The organism is Micromonospora sp. DT53 (assembly GCF_049841535.1).
In the GTDB taxonomy this organism is placed as follows: Bacteria; Actinomycetota; Actinomycetes; order Mycobacteriales; family Micromonosporaceae; genus Micromonospora.
Genome location: NZ_JBNCKM010000009.1, coordinates 17,356 through 33,119, shown reverse-complemented (window position 1 = coordinate 33,119; position 15,764 = coordinate 17,356). Strand labels below are relative to the sequence as shown.

The following is a 15,764-nucleotide window of genomic DNA, read 5'->3' as shown; positions in this document are numbered from 1 at the left end:
GGCGGGCTTTTCGTCGCCCGCGCGAGGTAAGTTCATCGCAGACGATCGTGGAGGAGGCAGCAGTGGCCACTCATGACAGCGGCGGCCAGTCGCAGTCCGGCAAGTCCCGTCAGGGCGAGGAAATCGAGGACGTCACCACCGAGGCCAACCCCGAGGTGGCCGAGCGGCACGCCGAGATCACCGAGGACGTCGACGACCTCCTCGACGAGATCGACTCCGTCCTCGAAGAAAACGCAGAGGAATTCGTGAGAGGTTACGTACAAAAAGGAGGTCAGTGAGCATATAGGGTCAATTCGGACATGCCTAGAGCGAACGATGATCGGGACGGACTCCGCCGCTGCCGAGATTGCAGCGAATGGAAGGCGCTCGATCAGTTCTGCGCGAGCTCCAAGCGGCCAGGCGGTCGGGGTAGTTTCTGCAAGCTCTGCTTCAACGAGCGATGCAAGGCAAGTTACGCGCGTCGGGTGAGAGCCAAGTTTGACCGCGAGGTGCGCGAAGGTCGTGTCGTGCCGGAGGGGCCCAGGTTTTGTCCGGCCTGCAACGCGGTCAAGCTGTTCGATGCCTTTCCCCGTAACCGGGCGGATGCCTCCGGTTATGCCACCTACTGCAAGCCCTGCCACAACACGAAGACCAGGGAGACCAAAGAACGCCTCTATGGAGGCAATCGCGAGTACCACCTGCGGCAGCGGTACGGCGTGGGTGAGAAAGAGTTTCAGGAACTCCTGGCCGAGCAGGGCGGGGTCTGCGCGGTCTGTGGCGGCGCCGACCCGCAACATCTGGACCACGATCATCGCACCGGATGGGTGCGCGGGATACTCTGCTTCAACTGCAACGGTGGTCTTGGCCAGTTCCGTGACAGTCCCATGAGGCTGGCCAGGGCGATCACGTACCTGAGAGGAACCACGTGGCAGCGGGCTTTGATCCATCCGGGCGTCTACCAGATGTGTTCACCAACGCGGGGACGTCCTCCTTCACGACGTTTCTGAGTCGGGTGGCCCCCGAGATGTTGCCCGGTCGGCGACCGCTGCCGCCGGGCATGGCCGCCGACCTGGCGCCGCACGCGACCACCATCGTGGCCATCGCGGCCGCCGACGGTGTGGTGATGGCGGGCGACCGACGGGCCACCATGGGCAACCTGATCGCCCAGCGCGACATCGAGAAGGTGCACCCCGCCGACGCGTACTCGCTGGTCGGCATCGCGGGCACCGCCGGTATCGGCATCGAGCTGATGCGACTGTTCCAGGTGGAGTTGGAGCACTACGAGAAGATCGAGGGCGCGATGCTCTCGTTGGACGGTAAGGCCAACCGGCTGGCCTCGATGATCCGGGGCAATCTGGGGGCGGCCATGCAGGGGTTGGCCGTGGTGCCGCTCTTCGCCGGGTTCGACCTGGCCGCCGCGGACCCGGCGCGGGCCGGTCGGATCTTCAGCTTCGACGTGACCGGTGGCCCGTACGAGGAGACCGGCTACGACGCGATCGGGTCCGGGTCGTTGTTCGCCAAGTCCGCGTTGAAGAAGCGGTACCGGGTCGGGCTGTCCGCCGAGGACGCGACGCGACTGGCGGTCGAGGCGCTCTACGACGCGGCCGACGACGACACCGCGACCGGTGGGCCCGACCTGACCCGGCGGATCTACCCCGTGGTGATGACCGCGACTGCCGAGGGCACCTACCGGCTCACCGACGCCGAGACGGCGACGATCGCCGAGGGCGTGGTCGCCGGCCGGATGGAAAACCCGGGCGGTTAGTTCGGCCCGCTCACCCCCACCAGCCAGCAGTCCTCAGCACAGCGCCGTTAGGAGAACCGCCGCCGTGGCCATGCAGTTCTACGCCTCGCCCGAACAGATCATGCGTGACCGCTCCGAGCTGGCCCGTAAGGGCATTGCTCGCGGGCGTAGCGCCGTGGTCCTGAGCTACTCCGGCGGGGTGCTCTTCGTCGCGGAGAACCTCTCCAGCGCCCTGCACAAGGTCAGTGAGATCTACGACCGGATCGGCTTCGCCGCGGTCGGCCGTTACAACGAGTTCGAGAACCTCCGACGGGCCGGCGTGCGGATGGCCGACCTGAACGGGCTCAGCTACGACCGCCGGGACGTCACAGGTCGGGCCCTGGCCAACGCGTTCGCGCAGACCCTTGGCGCGATCTTCACCGAGCAGTCGAAGCCGTTCGAGGTGGAGATCTGCGTGGCGGAGGTCGGGGCCACGGCCGCTGACGACGAACTGTACCGGCTGACCTACGACGGTTCGGTCAACGACGAGCCTGGGCGGATGGCGATGGGTGGTCAGGCTGAGGCCATCACCGGCGTGCTGAAGTCCAACCACCGGCCGGACATGTCGCTCGGGGAGGCCGCGAAGGTCGCGATGCAGGCTCTGAGCAGTGTCGGTGGGGAGGGCGGGGCAGCCCGGACGATCGCCGCGAACCAACTCGAGGTGGCGGTGCTGGACCGTCAGCGGGTGGGCAGGACCTTCCGGCGGATCACCGGGGCCGCGCTGACCGCGCTGCTGGACGGAAAGGCGGCGCCGCCGGCGAGCGACCTGCCGGACACGCCGAGCGTGCCGACCGGGGAGGCGGGTAAGCCGACCAGCTCGGCGGGCTCCGCGGACCTGGAGGATCGGCCGGGGCAGGCCGACAGCTGATCGTGAGACGACGAAGCGCCGGGGTTCCGCGTGAGCGGGCCCCGGCGCTGTCGTCTGCGTGAGCAGCCCCGGTGCGTCGTCTACCCGGGTGGGTCAGTGGCGCTGGAGCAGCGGCCGGGCGAGGGCCCAGTAGCCGGCGGCTACCGCGTTGAACACGCCCATGCCGGGGGGCGAGTCGATGTTCGAGGGGGCGACCCGGGCGGTCATCAGCTCGGCGATCACCCCGTCGGGCACGGTGCGTTCGGTCTGGAGTTGGCGGCGGCGGGCGCCGACCCAGGACCGGTTGCGCCACAGCCAACCCCAGCCGCGGGTCTTCTGCCGGGTCCAACCACCGGCGAGCGCGGCGGCGAGCATGGCGGCTTCGGTGAGCAGCAGCATCGGGGCGAGCACCACAAGCGTCCGGGTCTGGTACGCGGTGAGCAGGGTGACCAGCCGGTTGCGTTCCACCAGGTAGAGCTTCAGGTCGTTGCGGGAGAACTCGTAGTGGTGGCGCACGACGGCGTCGGGAACGTACTCCAGGCGCAGGCCGCGTTGCCAGAGCCGCAGGCTCAGCTCGGTGTCCTCGTGGTAGGCGAAGTACTCGGCGGCGAAGCCGTCGAGCTCCTGCCACCGTTGGCGGCTGATCACGAAGCAGCAGCCGCTGAGCGACGGCACCCTCGCGCGTACGGCGTGGGCGGTGGCCGGTTCGCCGTTGCCGCCGGCCCAGGACAGCCCGGTGAAGTGCAGCGGGTTGCCGGAGGTGTTGATCAGCTCGGGTGTGTCGGCGAGTCGGATGGAGGCCATCGCGGCGCCGACACCCGGTTCGGCGGCGACCGCGACCGTCTTGGCGAGGGCGTCGGGAGCGACGACGGCGTCGGAGTTGACGAAGGCGAGCCAGTCTCCGGTGGCCTCGGCCGCACCGACCCGGCAGCCGCCGGAGTAGCCGGTGTTCTGCTCGGGGCGCACCACCCGGACCTGGGGGAAGCCCTTGACGATGTCGATGCCGTCGCCGGTACACCCGTTGTCGACGACGACCAGCTCGATGTCGATGTCGGTGCTGGCCAGGACGGCTCGGGCGGCGTCGACGAGGTACGGCTCGGCGCCGTAGGCGAGAATGACCGCGGTCACCTGTGGGCGGGTCATCGGATGCCTCCGGATGCGGCAGGGGCGACGGCCTCGGGGAGCGGCCGGGTGGGGGTGGTGGGTCGGCGGACACCGCCGCGTAGCAGCAGCGTCGCCATGGTGGCGGCCACGATGACGGAGCCGATGGTGTACGCCAGCTCGACTCGCAGGGTGACCGGAGCCGGGATCAGCGTCACGGCGATCAGGGCGGCTACGCCGACGGTCCAGGCGAGGGCCTGGGCGCGGTGCCGGTCGAGGGCGAGCAGGGCCTGGCCGAGCACCATCGCCCACAGGTAGGCGAGCGTGGCGGCCGCCAACCAGGCGAAGTCGCCGTGGCCGAGAACGCCGGGCGCGTCGAAGAGGGTGCCGACCAGCCACGGGCCGAGCAGCACGGCGCCGAGGGCCCCGGTGAGGCCGAGCGCGGTGACGATGCCGAGCGCCCGGCGCAGCAGGCTGTGGAAGCCGACCTGGTCGCCGGTGGTGGCGGTGGTGGCGAGGCCGGGCAGCAGTGACGCCTGAAGGGAGCCGAAGACGAACAGGGGGATGCGGACCAGCACGAGGGCGGAGAGCAGCGCGCCGGCGGCCGCCGCGTCGGAGGGGGCGAGCAGCTGCACGTTGATCACGCCGATGTTCACCACGACCTGGGAGAGCAGGCTGGAGGCGGTGAGCAGGCCGAGGCCGCGCAGCAGGGTGGCCCAGGCCACCGGCGGGCCGGCGCCGACGGCGCGCAGCACCGGTGGCAGGGTGAGTAGGACGCTGACCAGCGGGGCGGCGACGAGGACGAGCCCGTACCAGACGGGGGAGGTCACCCCGGCCAGCCCGAGCAGGGCGACCATGATGATGCGCAGGCCGCCGTCGATCCCGAGTTGGGTGCCGTACCAGGGGAACAGTTGCAGGCCGGAGAGCACGCCGCGGGTGGCGTAGGCGACGGCCATCGCGGCGAGCGCGCCGATCAGCACGGTGACCAGGTTGCCGTCCCCGGCGAACAGCTTGTCGGCGAGCGGCTGACGGCCGACGGTGACGGCCAACACCAGTACGGCGAGCAGCACGGCGGCGACGGTGACGCCGCGGGCCAGCACCGGCCCCGGGGGCAGCCCCTGGCTGTGCCGGGCGGCGACGACCCGGGCGACCTCCTGCTCGATCGGCATGAACACGCCGATGCCGAAGGTGAACACGATCGACCAGAGCACCGACAGGGCGGAGTAGTCGGCCTTGCTGAGGCTGTGGCCGGCGACCGCGAGATGAACGTAGGAGGCGAGGCCGAGAAGGCCCAGCCCGGCACCAACAGCGATGGTGCCGGGCGGGATCAGGCGTAGCAGGCGTTGGATCACCGGCGAATGAGCGCCAGCGTGAGGACGGCGAACGCGCGGCCGAGGTAGATCATCGCCCGGGCGGGGGAGTGGCTGGGCGTGCCGGCCATCCGCTTGCGCATGGCGACCGGCACCTGCCGGATGCGGTATCCACGGCGGGCGGTGTGGACCAGGGTCTCCACCGTGTCGCCGAGGTACTCGGCCGGGTACCAGGTGGCGAACATTTCGATGACCCGCCGGTTGGCGGCCCGGAAGCCGGACGTGGTGTCGGTGAGTTTGGTGTGGGCGACCCGGGACAGCACGGCGGAGAGCATCACCATGGCCCAGCGGCGGGGGCCGCCGACCTTGTAGTCGCCCTCACCGGCGAAGCGGGCGCCGATGACGAGGTCGTTGTCGTCGAGCAGGTCGACGAGTTTCGGCACGTACCGGGGGTCGTGCTGGCCGTCGGCGTCGATCTGGATGGCGACCTCGTAGTCGTGGTCGCGGGCGTAGCGGTAGCCCAGACGCATGGCCCCACCGACGCCGAGGTTGTACGGCAGTTTGGCGACCAGGGCACCGGCGGCGGCGGCGACGGCCGCCGTGCGGTCGGTGGAGCCGTCGTCGACGACGAGTACGTCGACGCCGGGCAGTTCGCCGCGGATCTCGCCGACGACGTCGGCGATCGAGCCCGACTCGTTCAGCGCCGGAATGATGATGAGTGTGCGTTTGCCGTTAACCATCGTTCGACACCAGTTCGTCACGGGCCGCCCGGTCCGCGTCGATCTGTGCGCGGAGCAGAGCGAAGTCTTCGGCCAGGGTGCGGGTCTCTTCTTCGAGGGCGCTGACCTCCCAGCTCAGGTGCACGCACACCAGCAGCAGGAAGACGATGCCGAGGAAGAGCACCAGGCTGACACCGGAGGCGACGCCGAGGATTTCGGCGACGTTGTCGAGCAGCCGGGGGAACAGGGACAGCGGGATCACGACGACCAGCACGGCGAGCCAGAGCATGCCGTACTTCTCGCGCAGCTGACGGCGGCGCAGCAGCTCGACGATGGTGCCGAGGAGCAGCAGACCGGTCAGGCCGGTGACGAGGGTGAGCTTCATGCGACCTTCCACGGGGCGGGTGGAGCGGGGGAGTGGAACGCGTCGACCAGGGCGCTGTGCCAGTCCTGAAGCGGGGGCAGGCCCAGGGCCGCCCAGCGGCCGTGCCCTAGCACACTGTACGCAGGCCGGGGGGCGGGACGCGGATACCGGTCGCTGGTGGTGGGTCGGATCCGGTCCGGGTCCAGCCCGGCCAGCGTGAACGCGGCTCGGGCCAACCCGTACCAGGTGGTCTGCCCGGCGCAGGTGCCGTGGTAGACGCCGGGCGCCGCCTGACCGGCCAGCGCCGCGTCGGCGAGCGCGACGAGCCGCTCGGCGAGCGCGTGGGACCAGGTGGGCTGGCCGTGTTGGTCGTCGACCACGTCGAGGTGTTCGCGCTGGGTGGCGAGTCGGAGCATGGTGGCCACGAAGTTCGGGCCGTGGGCGCCGTACAGCCAGGCGGTGCGTACGACGTACCCGGTGTCGGGTAGTAGCCGCGCGACGGCCTGCTCGCCGACCAGCTTGCCACGGCCGTAGGCGTTGACCGGCGCGGTGGGCGCGTCCTCCGGGTAGGGGGTGTCCGCGTTGCCGGCGAGCACGTAGTCGGTGGAGACCTGGATCAGCCGGGTTCCGTCGGTGGCGCACGCCGCGGCGAGGTTGGCCACGGCGTCGCCGTTGACGGCGGTCGCCGCGGCCTCGTCGGCCTCGGCGGCGTCGACGTTGGCCCACGCGGCCGCGTTGATCACCAGGTCGTGCCCGGCGACGGCGGCGGATACCGCCGCGCGGTCGGTGACGTCCAGGTCGGCGCGGGTGGCGGCGGTCACCTTGAGGTCGGGCCGCGCCCTCAGCACGGTGACCAGGTCCCGGCCGAGCATCCCGCCCGCGCCGGTGACGAGGAGTCGGGTCATGCGGTCGGCGCGGACTTGAGGGGTTCCCACCAGCTGCGGTTGTCCCGGTACCAGCGGACGGTGTCGGCGAGACCCTGGTCCAGGGTGATGCTCGGGTGGTAGCCGAGCTCTTCACTGATCTTGGTGATGTCGAGGGAGTACCGGCGGTCGTGCCCCTTGCGGTCGGTGACCGGGACGACCCGGTCCCACCCGGCGCCGCAGGCGTCCAGGAGCAGACCGGTGAGTTCCTTGTTGGTCAACTCGGTGCCGCCACCGATGTTGTAGACCTCGCCGGCGCGGCCCTTCTGCTGGACGAGGGCGATGCCGCGGCAGTGGTCGTGCACGTGCAGCCAGTCCCGGATGTTGCCGCCGTCGCCGTAGAGGGGGACGGTGCCCCCGTCGAGCAGATTGCTGACGAACAGCGGGATGACCTTCTCGGGGAACTGGTACGGGCCGTAGTTGTTGGAGCAGCGGGTGACGACCACGTCCATGCCGTGGGTGCGGTGGTACGACAGCGCGAGCAGGTCGGAGCCGGCCTTGGACGCCGAGTACGGCGAGTTGGGGGCGAGGGGCCAGGTCTCGGTCCAGGAGCCCTCGTCGATCGAGCCGTAGACCTCGTCGGTGGAGACGTGCACGAAGCGGCCGGTGCCGTGGCGCAGCGCCGCGTCGAGCAGCGTCTGGGTGCCCAGCACGTTCGTGGTGACGAACGGCGCGGCGCCGGCGATCGAACGGTCGACATGTGACTCGGCGGCGAAGTGCACGACCACGTCGTGCTCGGCCACGACCTTGTCGACCACGACCGGGTCGCAGATGTCGCCCTGCACGAACCGCAGTCGCGGGTCGTCGCGCACGGGATCGAGGTTGGCCAGGTTGCCCGAGTAGGTCAGCTTGTCCAGCACGGTCACGACGGCCGGCTCGAGCGGCGACACACCGTCCGCGCTGCCGAGGGGCTTGCCCAGCAGCAGGCGGACGTACTCCGACCCGATGAATCCGGCTCCGCCGGTGACGAGGATCCTCACGGGTCCGGAAGTATACGCGACGGCCGGCGCGGCGCCTGGTATGCGACCCCCGCACGACACGTCCGGGTGCGGCTAGGCTTCCCCGGTGCGCGGAATCCTACTTGCCGGCGGCACCGGGTCCCGGCTCTGGCCGATCACCCGGGCGGTCTCGAAGCAGCTGATGCCGATCTTCGACAAGCCGATGATCTACTACCCGCTCTCCACCCTCATGATGGCCGGGGTGCGGGAGATCCTGGTGATCACGACGCCGGACGACCAGGACCAGTTTCGTCGGCTGCTCGGCGACGGCAGCCAGTTCGGGCTGCGGCTGGAGTACGTCGGCCAGGAGCGCCCGGAGGGCATCGCGCAGGCGTTCGTCCTCGGCGCGGACTTCATCGGCTCCGAGTCGGTGGCACTGGTCCTCGGCGACAACATCTTCCACGGTGTGGGTCTGGGTCGGCAGCTCGCCGACCACGGTGACCCGGTCGGCGGGCGGGTCTTCGCCTATCAGGTGGCCAACCCGCAGGACTACGGCGTGGTCGACTTCGACGCCGATGGTCGGGTGCTCTCGATCGAGGAGAAGCCGGCCCGGCCGAAGTCCCGCTACGCGGTGCCCGGCCTCTACTTCTACGACAACCGGGTCGTGGACATCGCCGGCAAGCTCACCCCGAGCGCCCGCGGCGAGCTGGAGATCACGGCGGTCAACGAGGTGTACCGGGAGACCGGGGAGCTGTCGGTGACCGTGCTGGATCGGGGCACCGCCTGGCTGGACACTGGCACGTTCACCTCGATGATGCAGGCCGCCGAGCTCGTCCGGGTGGTCGAGGAGCGGCAGGGTCTCAAGATCGGTTGCGTCGAGGAGGTCGCCTGGCGGGCTGGCCTGATCGACGACGCGCAGCTGCGCGCGCTCGCCGAGCCGCTGACCAAGAGCGGTTACGGCGACTACCTGCTGCGTCTGCTGAGCGAGCAGGCCGGCGACGAGGGTTCCTGGTGAAGATCCGGGAGCTGGGCATCGAGGGTGCCTGGGAGATCACGCCCCAGCAGCACGGTGATCCGCGTGGCATGTTCATGGAGTGGTACCGCTTCGACAAGCTCGCCGAGGCGGTGGGGCATCCGCTGCGGCTGGCCCAGGCCAACCTGTCAGTCTCCGCGCGTGGCGTGGTGCGCGGCGTCCACTTCGCCGACGTGCCGCCCGGGCAGGCCAAGTACGTCACCTGCGTACGGGGCGCGGTCCTGGACGTGGTCGTGGACCTGCGGGTGGGTTCGCCGACCTTCGGCCGTTGGGAGGGCGTCCGGCTGGACGACACCGACCGTCGGGCGGTCTACCTCAGCGAGGGTCTCGGGCACGGGTTCTGCGCGTTGACCGACGACGCGACGTTGAGCTATCTCTGCTCGGCCACCTACAACCCGACCGGCGAGCACGCGGTGCACCCGTTGGACGAGGAGCTGGGCATCGAGTGGCCCGCCGAGGTTCCGCTGCTGTCCGCGCGCGACGACGCGGCGCCGACCCTGGCGCAGGCCCGCGAGCGGGGCCTGCTCCCGGAGTACGACAGCTGTCGGCGGTTCGTGGCGAGCCTCGGCCCGGACGGAATGTCGCACTCAACCGGTATGTGACCGCGCTTGAAGCACGACCTGTGCTCCGACAGTGACGAACCGGGCCTCCGGGCGGCTAATGTCACAGCATGGAGCGGCGAATCTTCGGCCTCGAGACCGAGTACGGCGTCACCTGCACCTATCGCGGGCAGCGGCGGCTGTCCCCGGACGAGGTCGCGCGGTATCTGTTCCGTCGCGTGGTGTCCTGGGGTCGGTCGAGCAACGTCTTCCTGCGCAATGGGGCCCGGCTCTACCTGGACGTCGGGTCGCATCCGGAGTACGCGACACCGGAGTGCGACTCGGTGACCGATCTCGTCGCCCACGACCGGGCCGGCGAGCGGATCCTGGAGGGCCTGCTCGTCGACGCGGAGAAGCGACTGCACGACGAGGGCATCGCGGGTGAGATCTACCTGTTCAAGAACAACACCGACTCGGCCGGCAATTCGTACGGGTGCCACGAGAACTACCTGGTGTCCCGGCACGGTGAGTTCGGCCGGCTCGCCGACGTGCTCATCCCGTTCCTGGTCACCCGGCAGTTGATCTGCGGGGCCGGCAAGGTTCTGCAAACCCCACGCGGCGCGGTCTACTGCCTCTCGCAGCGGGCCGAGCACATCTGGGAGGGCGTCTCCTCGGCGACCACCCGCAGCCGCCCGATCATCAACACCCGCGACGAGCCGCACGCCGACGCCGAGCGCTACCGGCGGCTGCACGTGATCGTGGGCGACTCCAACATGAACGAGGTGACGACGCTGCTCAAGGTCGGCACCGCCGACATCGTGCTGCGGATGATCGAGGCCGGGGTGGTGATGCGCGACCTTTCCCTGGAGAACCCGATCCGGGCCATCCGGGAGGTGTCACACGACATCACCGGCCGGCGCAAGGTGCGGCTGGCCAACGGCAAGGAGGTCAGCGCCCTGGACATCCAGCAGGAGTACCTGTCCAAGGCCACCGAGTTCGTCGAGCGGCGCGGTGGCGACCAGGCCGCCAAGCGGGTCGTCGAGCTGTGGGGTCGGGTGCTCAACGCGGTGGAGACTGGCGATCTGGAGCCGGTCTCCCGGGAGATCGACTGGGTCAGCAAGCTGCGGCTGATCGAGCGCTACCAGCGCAAGCACGACCTGCCGCTGTCGCACCCCCGGGTGGCGCAGATGGATCTGGCCTACCACGACGTGCGTCGTGGCCGGGGCCTCTACGGGCTCCTGGAGCGCCGCGGCGACGTCGACCGGGTAGCCACCGATCCGGAGATCTTCGAGGCCAAGGAGACGCCTCCGCAGACCACCCGGGCCCGGCTGCGGGGCGAGTTCATCCGGCACGCACAGGAGAAGCGCCGGGACTTCACCGTCGACTGGGTGCACCTGAAGCTCAACGACCAGGCCCAGCGCACCGTGCTCTGCAAGGACCCGTTCCGGGCGTACGACGAACGGGTGGAGCGGCTGATCGCCAGCATGTGACGGGTTGCCGGCCCCGGCGGTGCGCTGCGCCGACGGGGCCGGTCAGCTCGCCGCGCCGAGCGGTTAAGCTGAGCGCGCCATGACGACTTCTGGACCTTCCGACCGCCCCGACCGCGGCACCGAGCGGCAGAACTGGATCGAACGCCGGCGGGAGAAGATCCGCGCCGAGGTCGACCGTAACCGGCGCGGTGATTACACGGTGCCAACCTGGGTGCTGGCCCTGGCGCTGGCCCTCATCGTCGGCGGCTGGCTAGCCCTGATCTTCCTGGCCTAACCCCCGCCCCCCTCCCCCCACCCCCAGGGCCCTCCTTCCCTCGCGTTGATCATGAAGTTATTGCCGGGACACGCCGAGGCGGCGGGCAATAACTTCATGATCAACGGCGTTGGCCGGGGCCGGGGCCGGGGCCGGGGTGGGGGTGGGTGTTAGGGGAGGAGGGCTGCGGCGTGGCGACCGGCGGCGGCTGCTGCCAGGAAGTACGCGTGGTCGGCGTCGAGACCGCGGCCCATGGTGGACAGCGGCACGGCGCTGGCCCGCAGCGCGGCGTCGAGACCGTCGGTGCGCACCCGGACGATCCGGTGCCGGGCCGCCAGGGGCGTCAGCGCCGCGTGCACCTCGGCCGCGAGGGACGGCGCGAGGTCCTCGGGCACCACCAGCTCCGCCGGGGCGAGCGCCACCCGGCCGTACGCGGTGAGGCTGTGGTGTGACACGCCCCGGTGTCGGGGGCGAGGGTCGGCGTCGGAGATGCGCAACGAGCCGACCGGCCGACCGCCCAACGTGGCCACCGCGTTGACCGCCTCGCCGACGGCGACGCCGGAGAAGCCCCAACGGGTTCCGGTGCCCAGGTTGCCCGGCCCCTGAGCGACGATCGCCACGTCCGCGTGCAGCACGTACCGGGCGGCGAGCAGACCGCCGTGCAGGGTGGTCGCCTCCAGGTCGCCACCGAACGCCTGCCCGACGGTGATCGTGCCGGCCAGCTCGGTGCGCAGCCCGGCGAGGGTGCGGGAGAACCAGGCGGGCAGCGCCCCACCGTCGGTGAGCAGGTACGCCACCCGGGCACGCGGGGCGTCGGCGCGGATGCCGGCCAGGATCGCCGGGAGCGCCGAGTGCAGGTCGGCGGTGACCACCGGCAGGCCGCCCAGGTCGTCCGCGTCGGCCAGCACGTCGCGGTGCGGGGACGCGTCCTCGTCGACGCCGAGGAGGATCGGCTGCAACGGCGTGTAGCGGGCCTTGACCAGGTGCCCGGCGTCGCGGGTGTCGGCGACGTCCGGCGGGTCCGGCGGTAGCCGGTCCGGCAGGGCGACCACCAAGGCGTACCCGCCGGTGCCCAGCCCCATCAGCAGCGCGCCGGCGTTGAGCAGCACCCGGTCGCCGGGCTCGGGCGTGCCGACCAGTTCCGGGTAGGCCAGTGCCCGCATCCGCGTGCCGTCGGGCAGGTCGACGTCCAGCTCCACCGCCCCGGTCCACTGCCGTCGCAGCGTCGCCACCGTCCCCGTACGCCATCGCACCATGACGGGCACGCTAGCCGCGCGGGCCCGACGGCCCGCGCCCGGGTGTGGTTCAGGTCGGCTCGGGGCCGCCGGCGTCCGGGCTCGGCCCGGCCTGGGTGTCCCGGGCGGTGCCGGTGACGCCGGGCAGCGAACGGGTGGGGTCGAGGAAGACGAACCGGATCTCCGGGTACCGGTCGGTGAGCCGCCGTTCGGCGTCGTCCGCGGTGGCCTCGATCTGTGCGCCGGTGGCCTCGTCCCGGAAGTCGACCTTCGCGGCGACCAGGATGTCAGCCGGGCCGAGCTGCATGGTCAACAGAGTGTCGATGCGCTCCACCTCGGGCAGCCCGGCCAGCTCCTGCTCGATCTCGCGGCGCAGCCGCTCCGGGACGGCCCGGCCGACCAGCAGCGACAGGTTGTTGCCGGCGAGGACCCCGGCGACGGTCAGCAGCAGGAGCCCGATCAGGATCGAGGCGACGCCGTCCCACACCTCGTCGCCGGTCGCGTGCGACAGGCCGACGCCGAGCCCGGCCAGCACCAGGCCGATCAGGGCCGCGCTGTCCTCCAGGAAGACCGCCTTGACCGTGGTGTCGGCGGTCAGCCGCAAAAACCGCCGAGGTGTGGTCCGCCAGCGTCGCGACTCGCGGCGGACCTGCCGCACCGCCCGGGCCAGTGAGATCGACTCGATGACGAACGACACCCCGAGCACGATGTACGAGATGAGGTAGTCGCCGCTGTGCTCGTGCACCAGGATCGTGGTGACGCCGTGGGTGACGGCGAAACCGGCGCCGGCGACGAACGTGAACATGGCGGCGAAGAACGCCCAGACGTAGCTTTCCTTGCCGTACCCGAAGGGGTGTCGCTGGTCGGCCGGGCGGGCGCCGCGGCGCAGCGCCTGGAAGAGCAGCACCTCGGTGGTGGTGTCGGCGACCGAGTGCGCCGCCTCGGAGAGCATCGCGGCTGATCCGGAGATCAGCCCGGCGATCAGCTTGGCGATGGCGATGGCGAGGTTGGCGGCACCGGCGACGACGACGGTGCCGACGCTCTCACTCTCGGGCCTGGCCTCCGCTTGCGACATGAGGATCACCCTATGACCGCGGACGGCGACGCGCCGGGGGAGGCCCGATCCGAACAAGTGTGCGGCACGCCCGCGTGGGTGCACGGTGTGGGCGGGTCGGCTGCTAGCGTCTACCGCGTGTCGCGGACCCGCACCGAACGCCTGGTCAACCTGGTGATCTGCCTGCTGTCCACGCGACGGTTCCTGACCGCCGCGCAGATCGCCGCGACCGTGCCCGGTTACGAGCACGATCCGGACGACGCGCGCGACCACGAGGCGTTCCAGCGCAAGTTCGAACGGGACAAGGCCGAGCTGCGTGAGCTGGGTGTGCCACTGGAGACCGGCACGGCGAGCGCCTTCGACGCCGAGCCCGGCTACCGGATCGCCCACCGCGAATACGCGCTGCCCGACATCCTCCTCGAACCGGACGAGGCCGCAGCGGTCGGCATCGCCGCCCGCCTGTGGCAGCACGCCGGGTTGGCCGCCGCCGCGTCGTCGGGGCTGGCCAAGCTGCGTGCCGCCGGGGTGGACGTGGACCCGCAGGCGACCCTCGGCCTGGAGCCGATGGTCACCGTCGACCCGGCGTTCGCGCCGCTGACCGCCGCCGCTCGGGACCGCCGCGAGGTGGGTTTCGACTACCGGGTGCCCGACCGCGACGCGCCCAGCCGGCGGCGGCTGCAACCGTGGGGCGTGGTCTGCTGGCGCGGCCGGTGGTACGTGGTCGGCCACGACCAGGACCGGGAGGCGACCCGCTGCTTCCGGCTGTCCCGGGTCGTCGGCGCGGTCCGGGTGACCGGCGCCCCTGGCGCGTACGAGCCGCCGGCCAACGTCGACCTGATCAGCCACGTGGCCCGCTGGTCGGGCCCGGTGGAGCGCACCGGTCGGGCCACGGTGCTGGCCGCGCCCGGGCGGGCCGCCGGGCTGCGCCGTTGGGCGGTGGAGGTGACCGCCGGGCCGGACGGCGACCGGCTGGTCCTGCCGTACGCCGACCCGGACGGGCTGGCCGGTCATCTCGTCGGCTACGGCCCGGACGTGCGGGTCCTGGACCCACCGGAGGTCCGCGAGGCGGTCATCCAACGACTCAAGGAGATCGCCGTGCACAGCGACGAGCTGGCCGTCAGCGGAGGTGCCCGGTGACCCGCCCGGCCGCCCGCAACGGTTCCCGCGCGTCCGCCGACCGGCTGGCCCGACTGCTCAACCTGGTGCCCTACCTGCTGGCCCGGCCCGGCATCGAGATCGCCGAGGCGGCCGGTGACCTGGGCGTCACCGAGCGCCAGCTCCGGGAGGACCTGGAGCTGCTCTGGGTGTGCGGGCTCCCCGGGTACGGCCCCGGTGACCTGATCGACATGGCGTTCGACGGTGACCGGGTGACCATCACCTACGACGCCGGCATCGACCGGCCGTTGCGGCTGACCCCCGACGAGGCCCTGGCACTGGTGGTGGCGCTGCGGATGTTGGCCGAGACGCCCGGGGTGGCCAACCGGGAGGCCGTCGAACGGGCCCTCGCCAAGATCGAGGCCGCGGGCGACCTGGTGGGCGCGCCGGTGGCGGTCCGGTTGCCCGGGGACACCCGGCGGGTCGAGGCGCTGCGCGCCGCCGTGGAGGGCGGCAAGGCCCTGCGGATCACCTACTACACGGCTGCCCGGGACGAGACCACCGAACGCGTCATCGACCCGCTGCGGATGCTCATGGTCGGTGGCCGGGCGTACGTGGAAGCGTGGTGTCGGCGTGCGGAGGCCGTCCGGCTGTTCCGCGCCGACCGCATCGACGCGGTCACCGAGCTGGACGAGCCGGCCACGGTGCCGCCGCAGGCCGTCCCGCACGACCTCACCGAGGGCGTGTTCCGCCCCTCGGCCGACCTGCCGTTGATCACCCTGCGCATCGGTCGGGGCGAGCGGTGGATCACCGAGTACTACCCGTGCGAGCGGGTGGAGGCCGGCGACGGCGACCAGTGGCTCGTCTCCCTGCGGGTCACCGACCTGCTGTGGGCCCGCCGGTTCGTGCTGGGCCTCGGCCCGGAGGTGACGGTGGTCGCCCCGGTCGAGTTGGCCGAGCAGGTGCGGGCGACGGCGGCCGCCGCGTTGGACGCGTACGCCGTGCCAGCGCCCACGGCCGTGCCCCGGCCGCCCGAGGTCGACCCGGAGCGCGCGGCGTCGGGTGACCCGGCGGTGGCCGGCCGCACCCAGTAGGCTGACC

The 15,764-nt window shown here is 71.4% G+C and carries 18 protein-coding genes; 10 read left to right on the top strand and 8 right to left on the bottom strand.

Annotated elements, in window-relative coordinates:
- Positions 1–62 precede the first annotated feature (62 nt).
- From ACLQ3B_RS25390 to prcA, 4 genes are all read left to right on the top strand, one after another.
- Positions 63–278, top strand: a complete 216-nt coding sequence (locus tag ACLQ3B_RS25390) for a ubiquitin-like protein Pup (RefSeq protein ID WP_030332902.1) — start codon at positions 63–65, stop codon at positions 276–278.
- A 186-nt stretch (positions 279–464) separates the two neighbouring features.
- Positions 465–986 carry an endonuclease VII domain-containing protein gene (locus tag ACLQ3B_RS25385; RefSeq protein WP_425783210.1) on the top strand — a complete coding sequence of 174 codons (522 nt, stop codon included), beginning with the start codon at positions 465–467 and terminating at the stop codon, positions 984–986.
- Positions 905–1,744 (top strand): proteasome subunit beta, encoded by an 840-nt coding sequence (gene prcB, locus ACLQ3B_RS25380; RefSeq protein WP_425783209.1) that lies wholly within the window; start codon positions 905–907, stop codon positions 1,742–1,744. The genes ACLQ3B_RS25385 and prcB overlap by 82 nt, the downstream gene beginning before the upstream one ends.
- A 64-nt stretch (positions 1,745–1,808) precedes the next feature.
- Complete coding sequence (gene prcA, locus ACLQ3B_RS25375; RefSeq protein WP_425783208.1) at positions 1,809–2,630, top strand: proteasome subunit alpha; 822 nt, start codon at positions 1,809–1,811, stop codon at positions 2,628–2,630.
- A gap of 93 nt (positions 2,631–2,723) precedes the next feature.
- Here the strand turns inward: prcA and ACLQ3B_RS25370 are convergent, their stop codons facing one another.
- From ACLQ3B_RS25370 to rfbB, 6 genes are read right to left on the bottom strand one after another with little or no spacing between them, the layout of a single operon-like run.
- Entirely contained in the window at positions 2,724–3,752 is a 1,029-nt protein-coding gene (locus ACLQ3B_RS25370) for a glycosyltransferase family 2 protein (protein ID WP_425783207.1), read from the bottom strand.
- Positions 3,749–5,062: a lipopolysaccharide biosynthesis protein gene (locus tag ACLQ3B_RS25365; protein ID WP_425783206.1), complete on the bottom strand. Its 1,314-nt coding sequence runs from the start codon at positions 5,060–5,062 to the stop codon at positions 3,749–3,751. The genes ACLQ3B_RS25370 and ACLQ3B_RS25365 overlap by 4 nt, the downstream gene beginning before the upstream one ends.
- A complete protein-coding gene (locus tag ACLQ3B_RS25360) occupies positions 5,059–5,760 on the bottom strand; it encodes a glycosyltransferase family 2 protein (RefSeq protein ID WP_425783205.1) in 702 nt (233 codons plus the stop codon). Before ACLQ3B_RS25360 ends, ACLQ3B_RS25365 begins: the two co-directional genes overlap by 4 nt.
- Positions 5,753–6,124: a DUF2304 domain-containing protein gene (locus ACLQ3B_RS25355; RefSeq protein ID WP_425783204.1), complete on the bottom strand. Its 372-nt coding sequence runs from the start codon at positions 6,122–6,124 to the stop codon at positions 5,753–5,755. The genes ACLQ3B_RS25360 and ACLQ3B_RS25355 overlap by 8 nt, the downstream gene beginning before the upstream one ends.
- On the bottom strand, positions 6,121–7,008 hold the full coding sequence (gene rfbD / locus ACLQ3B_RS25350; RefSeq protein ID WP_425783203.1) for a dTDP-4-dehydrorhamnose reductase: 888 nt from the start codon (positions 7,006–7,008) through the stop codon (positions 6,121–6,123). The genes ACLQ3B_RS25355 and rfbD overlap by 4 nt, the downstream gene beginning before the upstream one ends.
- Entirely contained in the window at positions 7,005–8,006 is a 1,002-nt protein-coding gene (gene rfbB / locus ACLQ3B_RS25345; RefSeq protein WP_425783202.1) for a dTDP-glucose 4,6-dehydratase, read from the bottom strand. The genes rfbD and rfbB overlap by 4 nt, the downstream gene beginning before the upstream one ends.
- 85 nt (positions 8,007–8,091) lie before the next feature.
- On the opposite strand from rfbB, the gene rfbA reads away from it, so the two are divergent.
- The 4 genes from rfbA to ACLQ3B_RS25325 all read left to right on the top strand — a co-directional run bounded on the left by rfbA (position 8,092) and on the right by ACLQ3B_RS25325 (position 11,300).
- Positions 8,092–8,979, top strand: coding sequence for a glucose-1-phosphate thymidylyltransferase RfbA (gene rfbA / locus ACLQ3B_RS25340; RefSeq protein WP_425783201.1), 888 nt, complete (start codon positions 8,092–8,094; stop codon positions 8,977–8,979).
- Positions 8,976–9,599 (top strand): dTDP-4-dehydrorhamnose 3,5-epimerase, encoded by a 624-nt coding sequence (gene rfbC / locus ACLQ3B_RS25335; protein WP_425783200.1) that lies wholly within the window; start codon positions 8,976–8,978, stop codon positions 9,597–9,599. Before rfbA ends, rfbC begins: the two co-directional genes overlap by 4 nt.
- Positions 9,600–9,667: 68 nt before the next feature.
- Positions 9,668–11,026: a Pup--protein ligase gene (pafA, locus tag ACLQ3B_RS25330; RefSeq protein ID WP_124771093.1), complete on the top strand. Its 1,359-nt coding sequence runs from the start codon at positions 9,668–9,670 to the stop codon at positions 11,024–11,026.
- Between the two features lie 79 nt (positions 11,027–11,105).
- Positions 11,106–11,300: a hypothetical protein gene (locus tag ACLQ3B_RS25325; RefSeq protein ID WP_425783199.1), complete on the top strand. Its 195-nt coding sequence runs from the start codon at positions 11,106–11,108 to the stop codon at positions 11,298–11,300.
- A gap of 149 nt (positions 11,301–11,449) precedes the next feature.
- On the opposite strand, the gene ACLQ3B_RS25320 is transcribed toward ACLQ3B_RS25325, so the two are convergent.
- Both ACLQ3B_RS25320 and ACLQ3B_RS25315 read right to left on the bottom strand, forming a co-directional pair.
- A complete protein-coding gene (locus ACLQ3B_RS25320) occupies positions 11,450–12,535 on the bottom strand; it encodes a DUF3866 family protein (protein ID WP_425783198.1) in 1,086 nt (361 codons plus the stop codon).
- A gap of 49 nt (positions 12,536–12,584) precedes the next feature.
- Positions 12,585–13,589 (bottom strand): cation diffusion facilitator family transporter, encoded by a 1,005-nt coding sequence (locus tag ACLQ3B_RS25315; protein ID WP_425783197.1) that lies wholly within the window; start codon positions 13,587–13,589, stop codon positions 12,585–12,587.
- 117 nt (positions 13,590–13,706) lie between these two features.
- Here ACLQ3B_RS25315 and ACLQ3B_RS25310 point away from each other — a divergent pair, with 117 nt between their 5' ends.
- Complete coding sequence (locus ACLQ3B_RS25310; RefSeq protein WP_425783196.1) at positions 13,707–14,705, top strand: helix-turn-helix transcriptional regulator; 999 nt, start codon at positions 13,707–13,709, stop codon at positions 14,703–14,705.
- Positions 14,702–15,757 carry a helix-turn-helix transcriptional regulator gene (locus tag ACLQ3B_RS25305; RefSeq protein WP_425783195.1) on the top strand — a complete coding sequence of 352 codons (1,056 nt, stop codon included), beginning with the start codon at positions 14,702–14,704 and terminating at the stop codon, positions 15,755–15,757. Before ACLQ3B_RS25310 ends, ACLQ3B_RS25305 begins: the two co-directional genes overlap by 4 nt.
- The last annotated feature ends 7 nt before the right edge of the window (positions 15,758–15,764 follow it).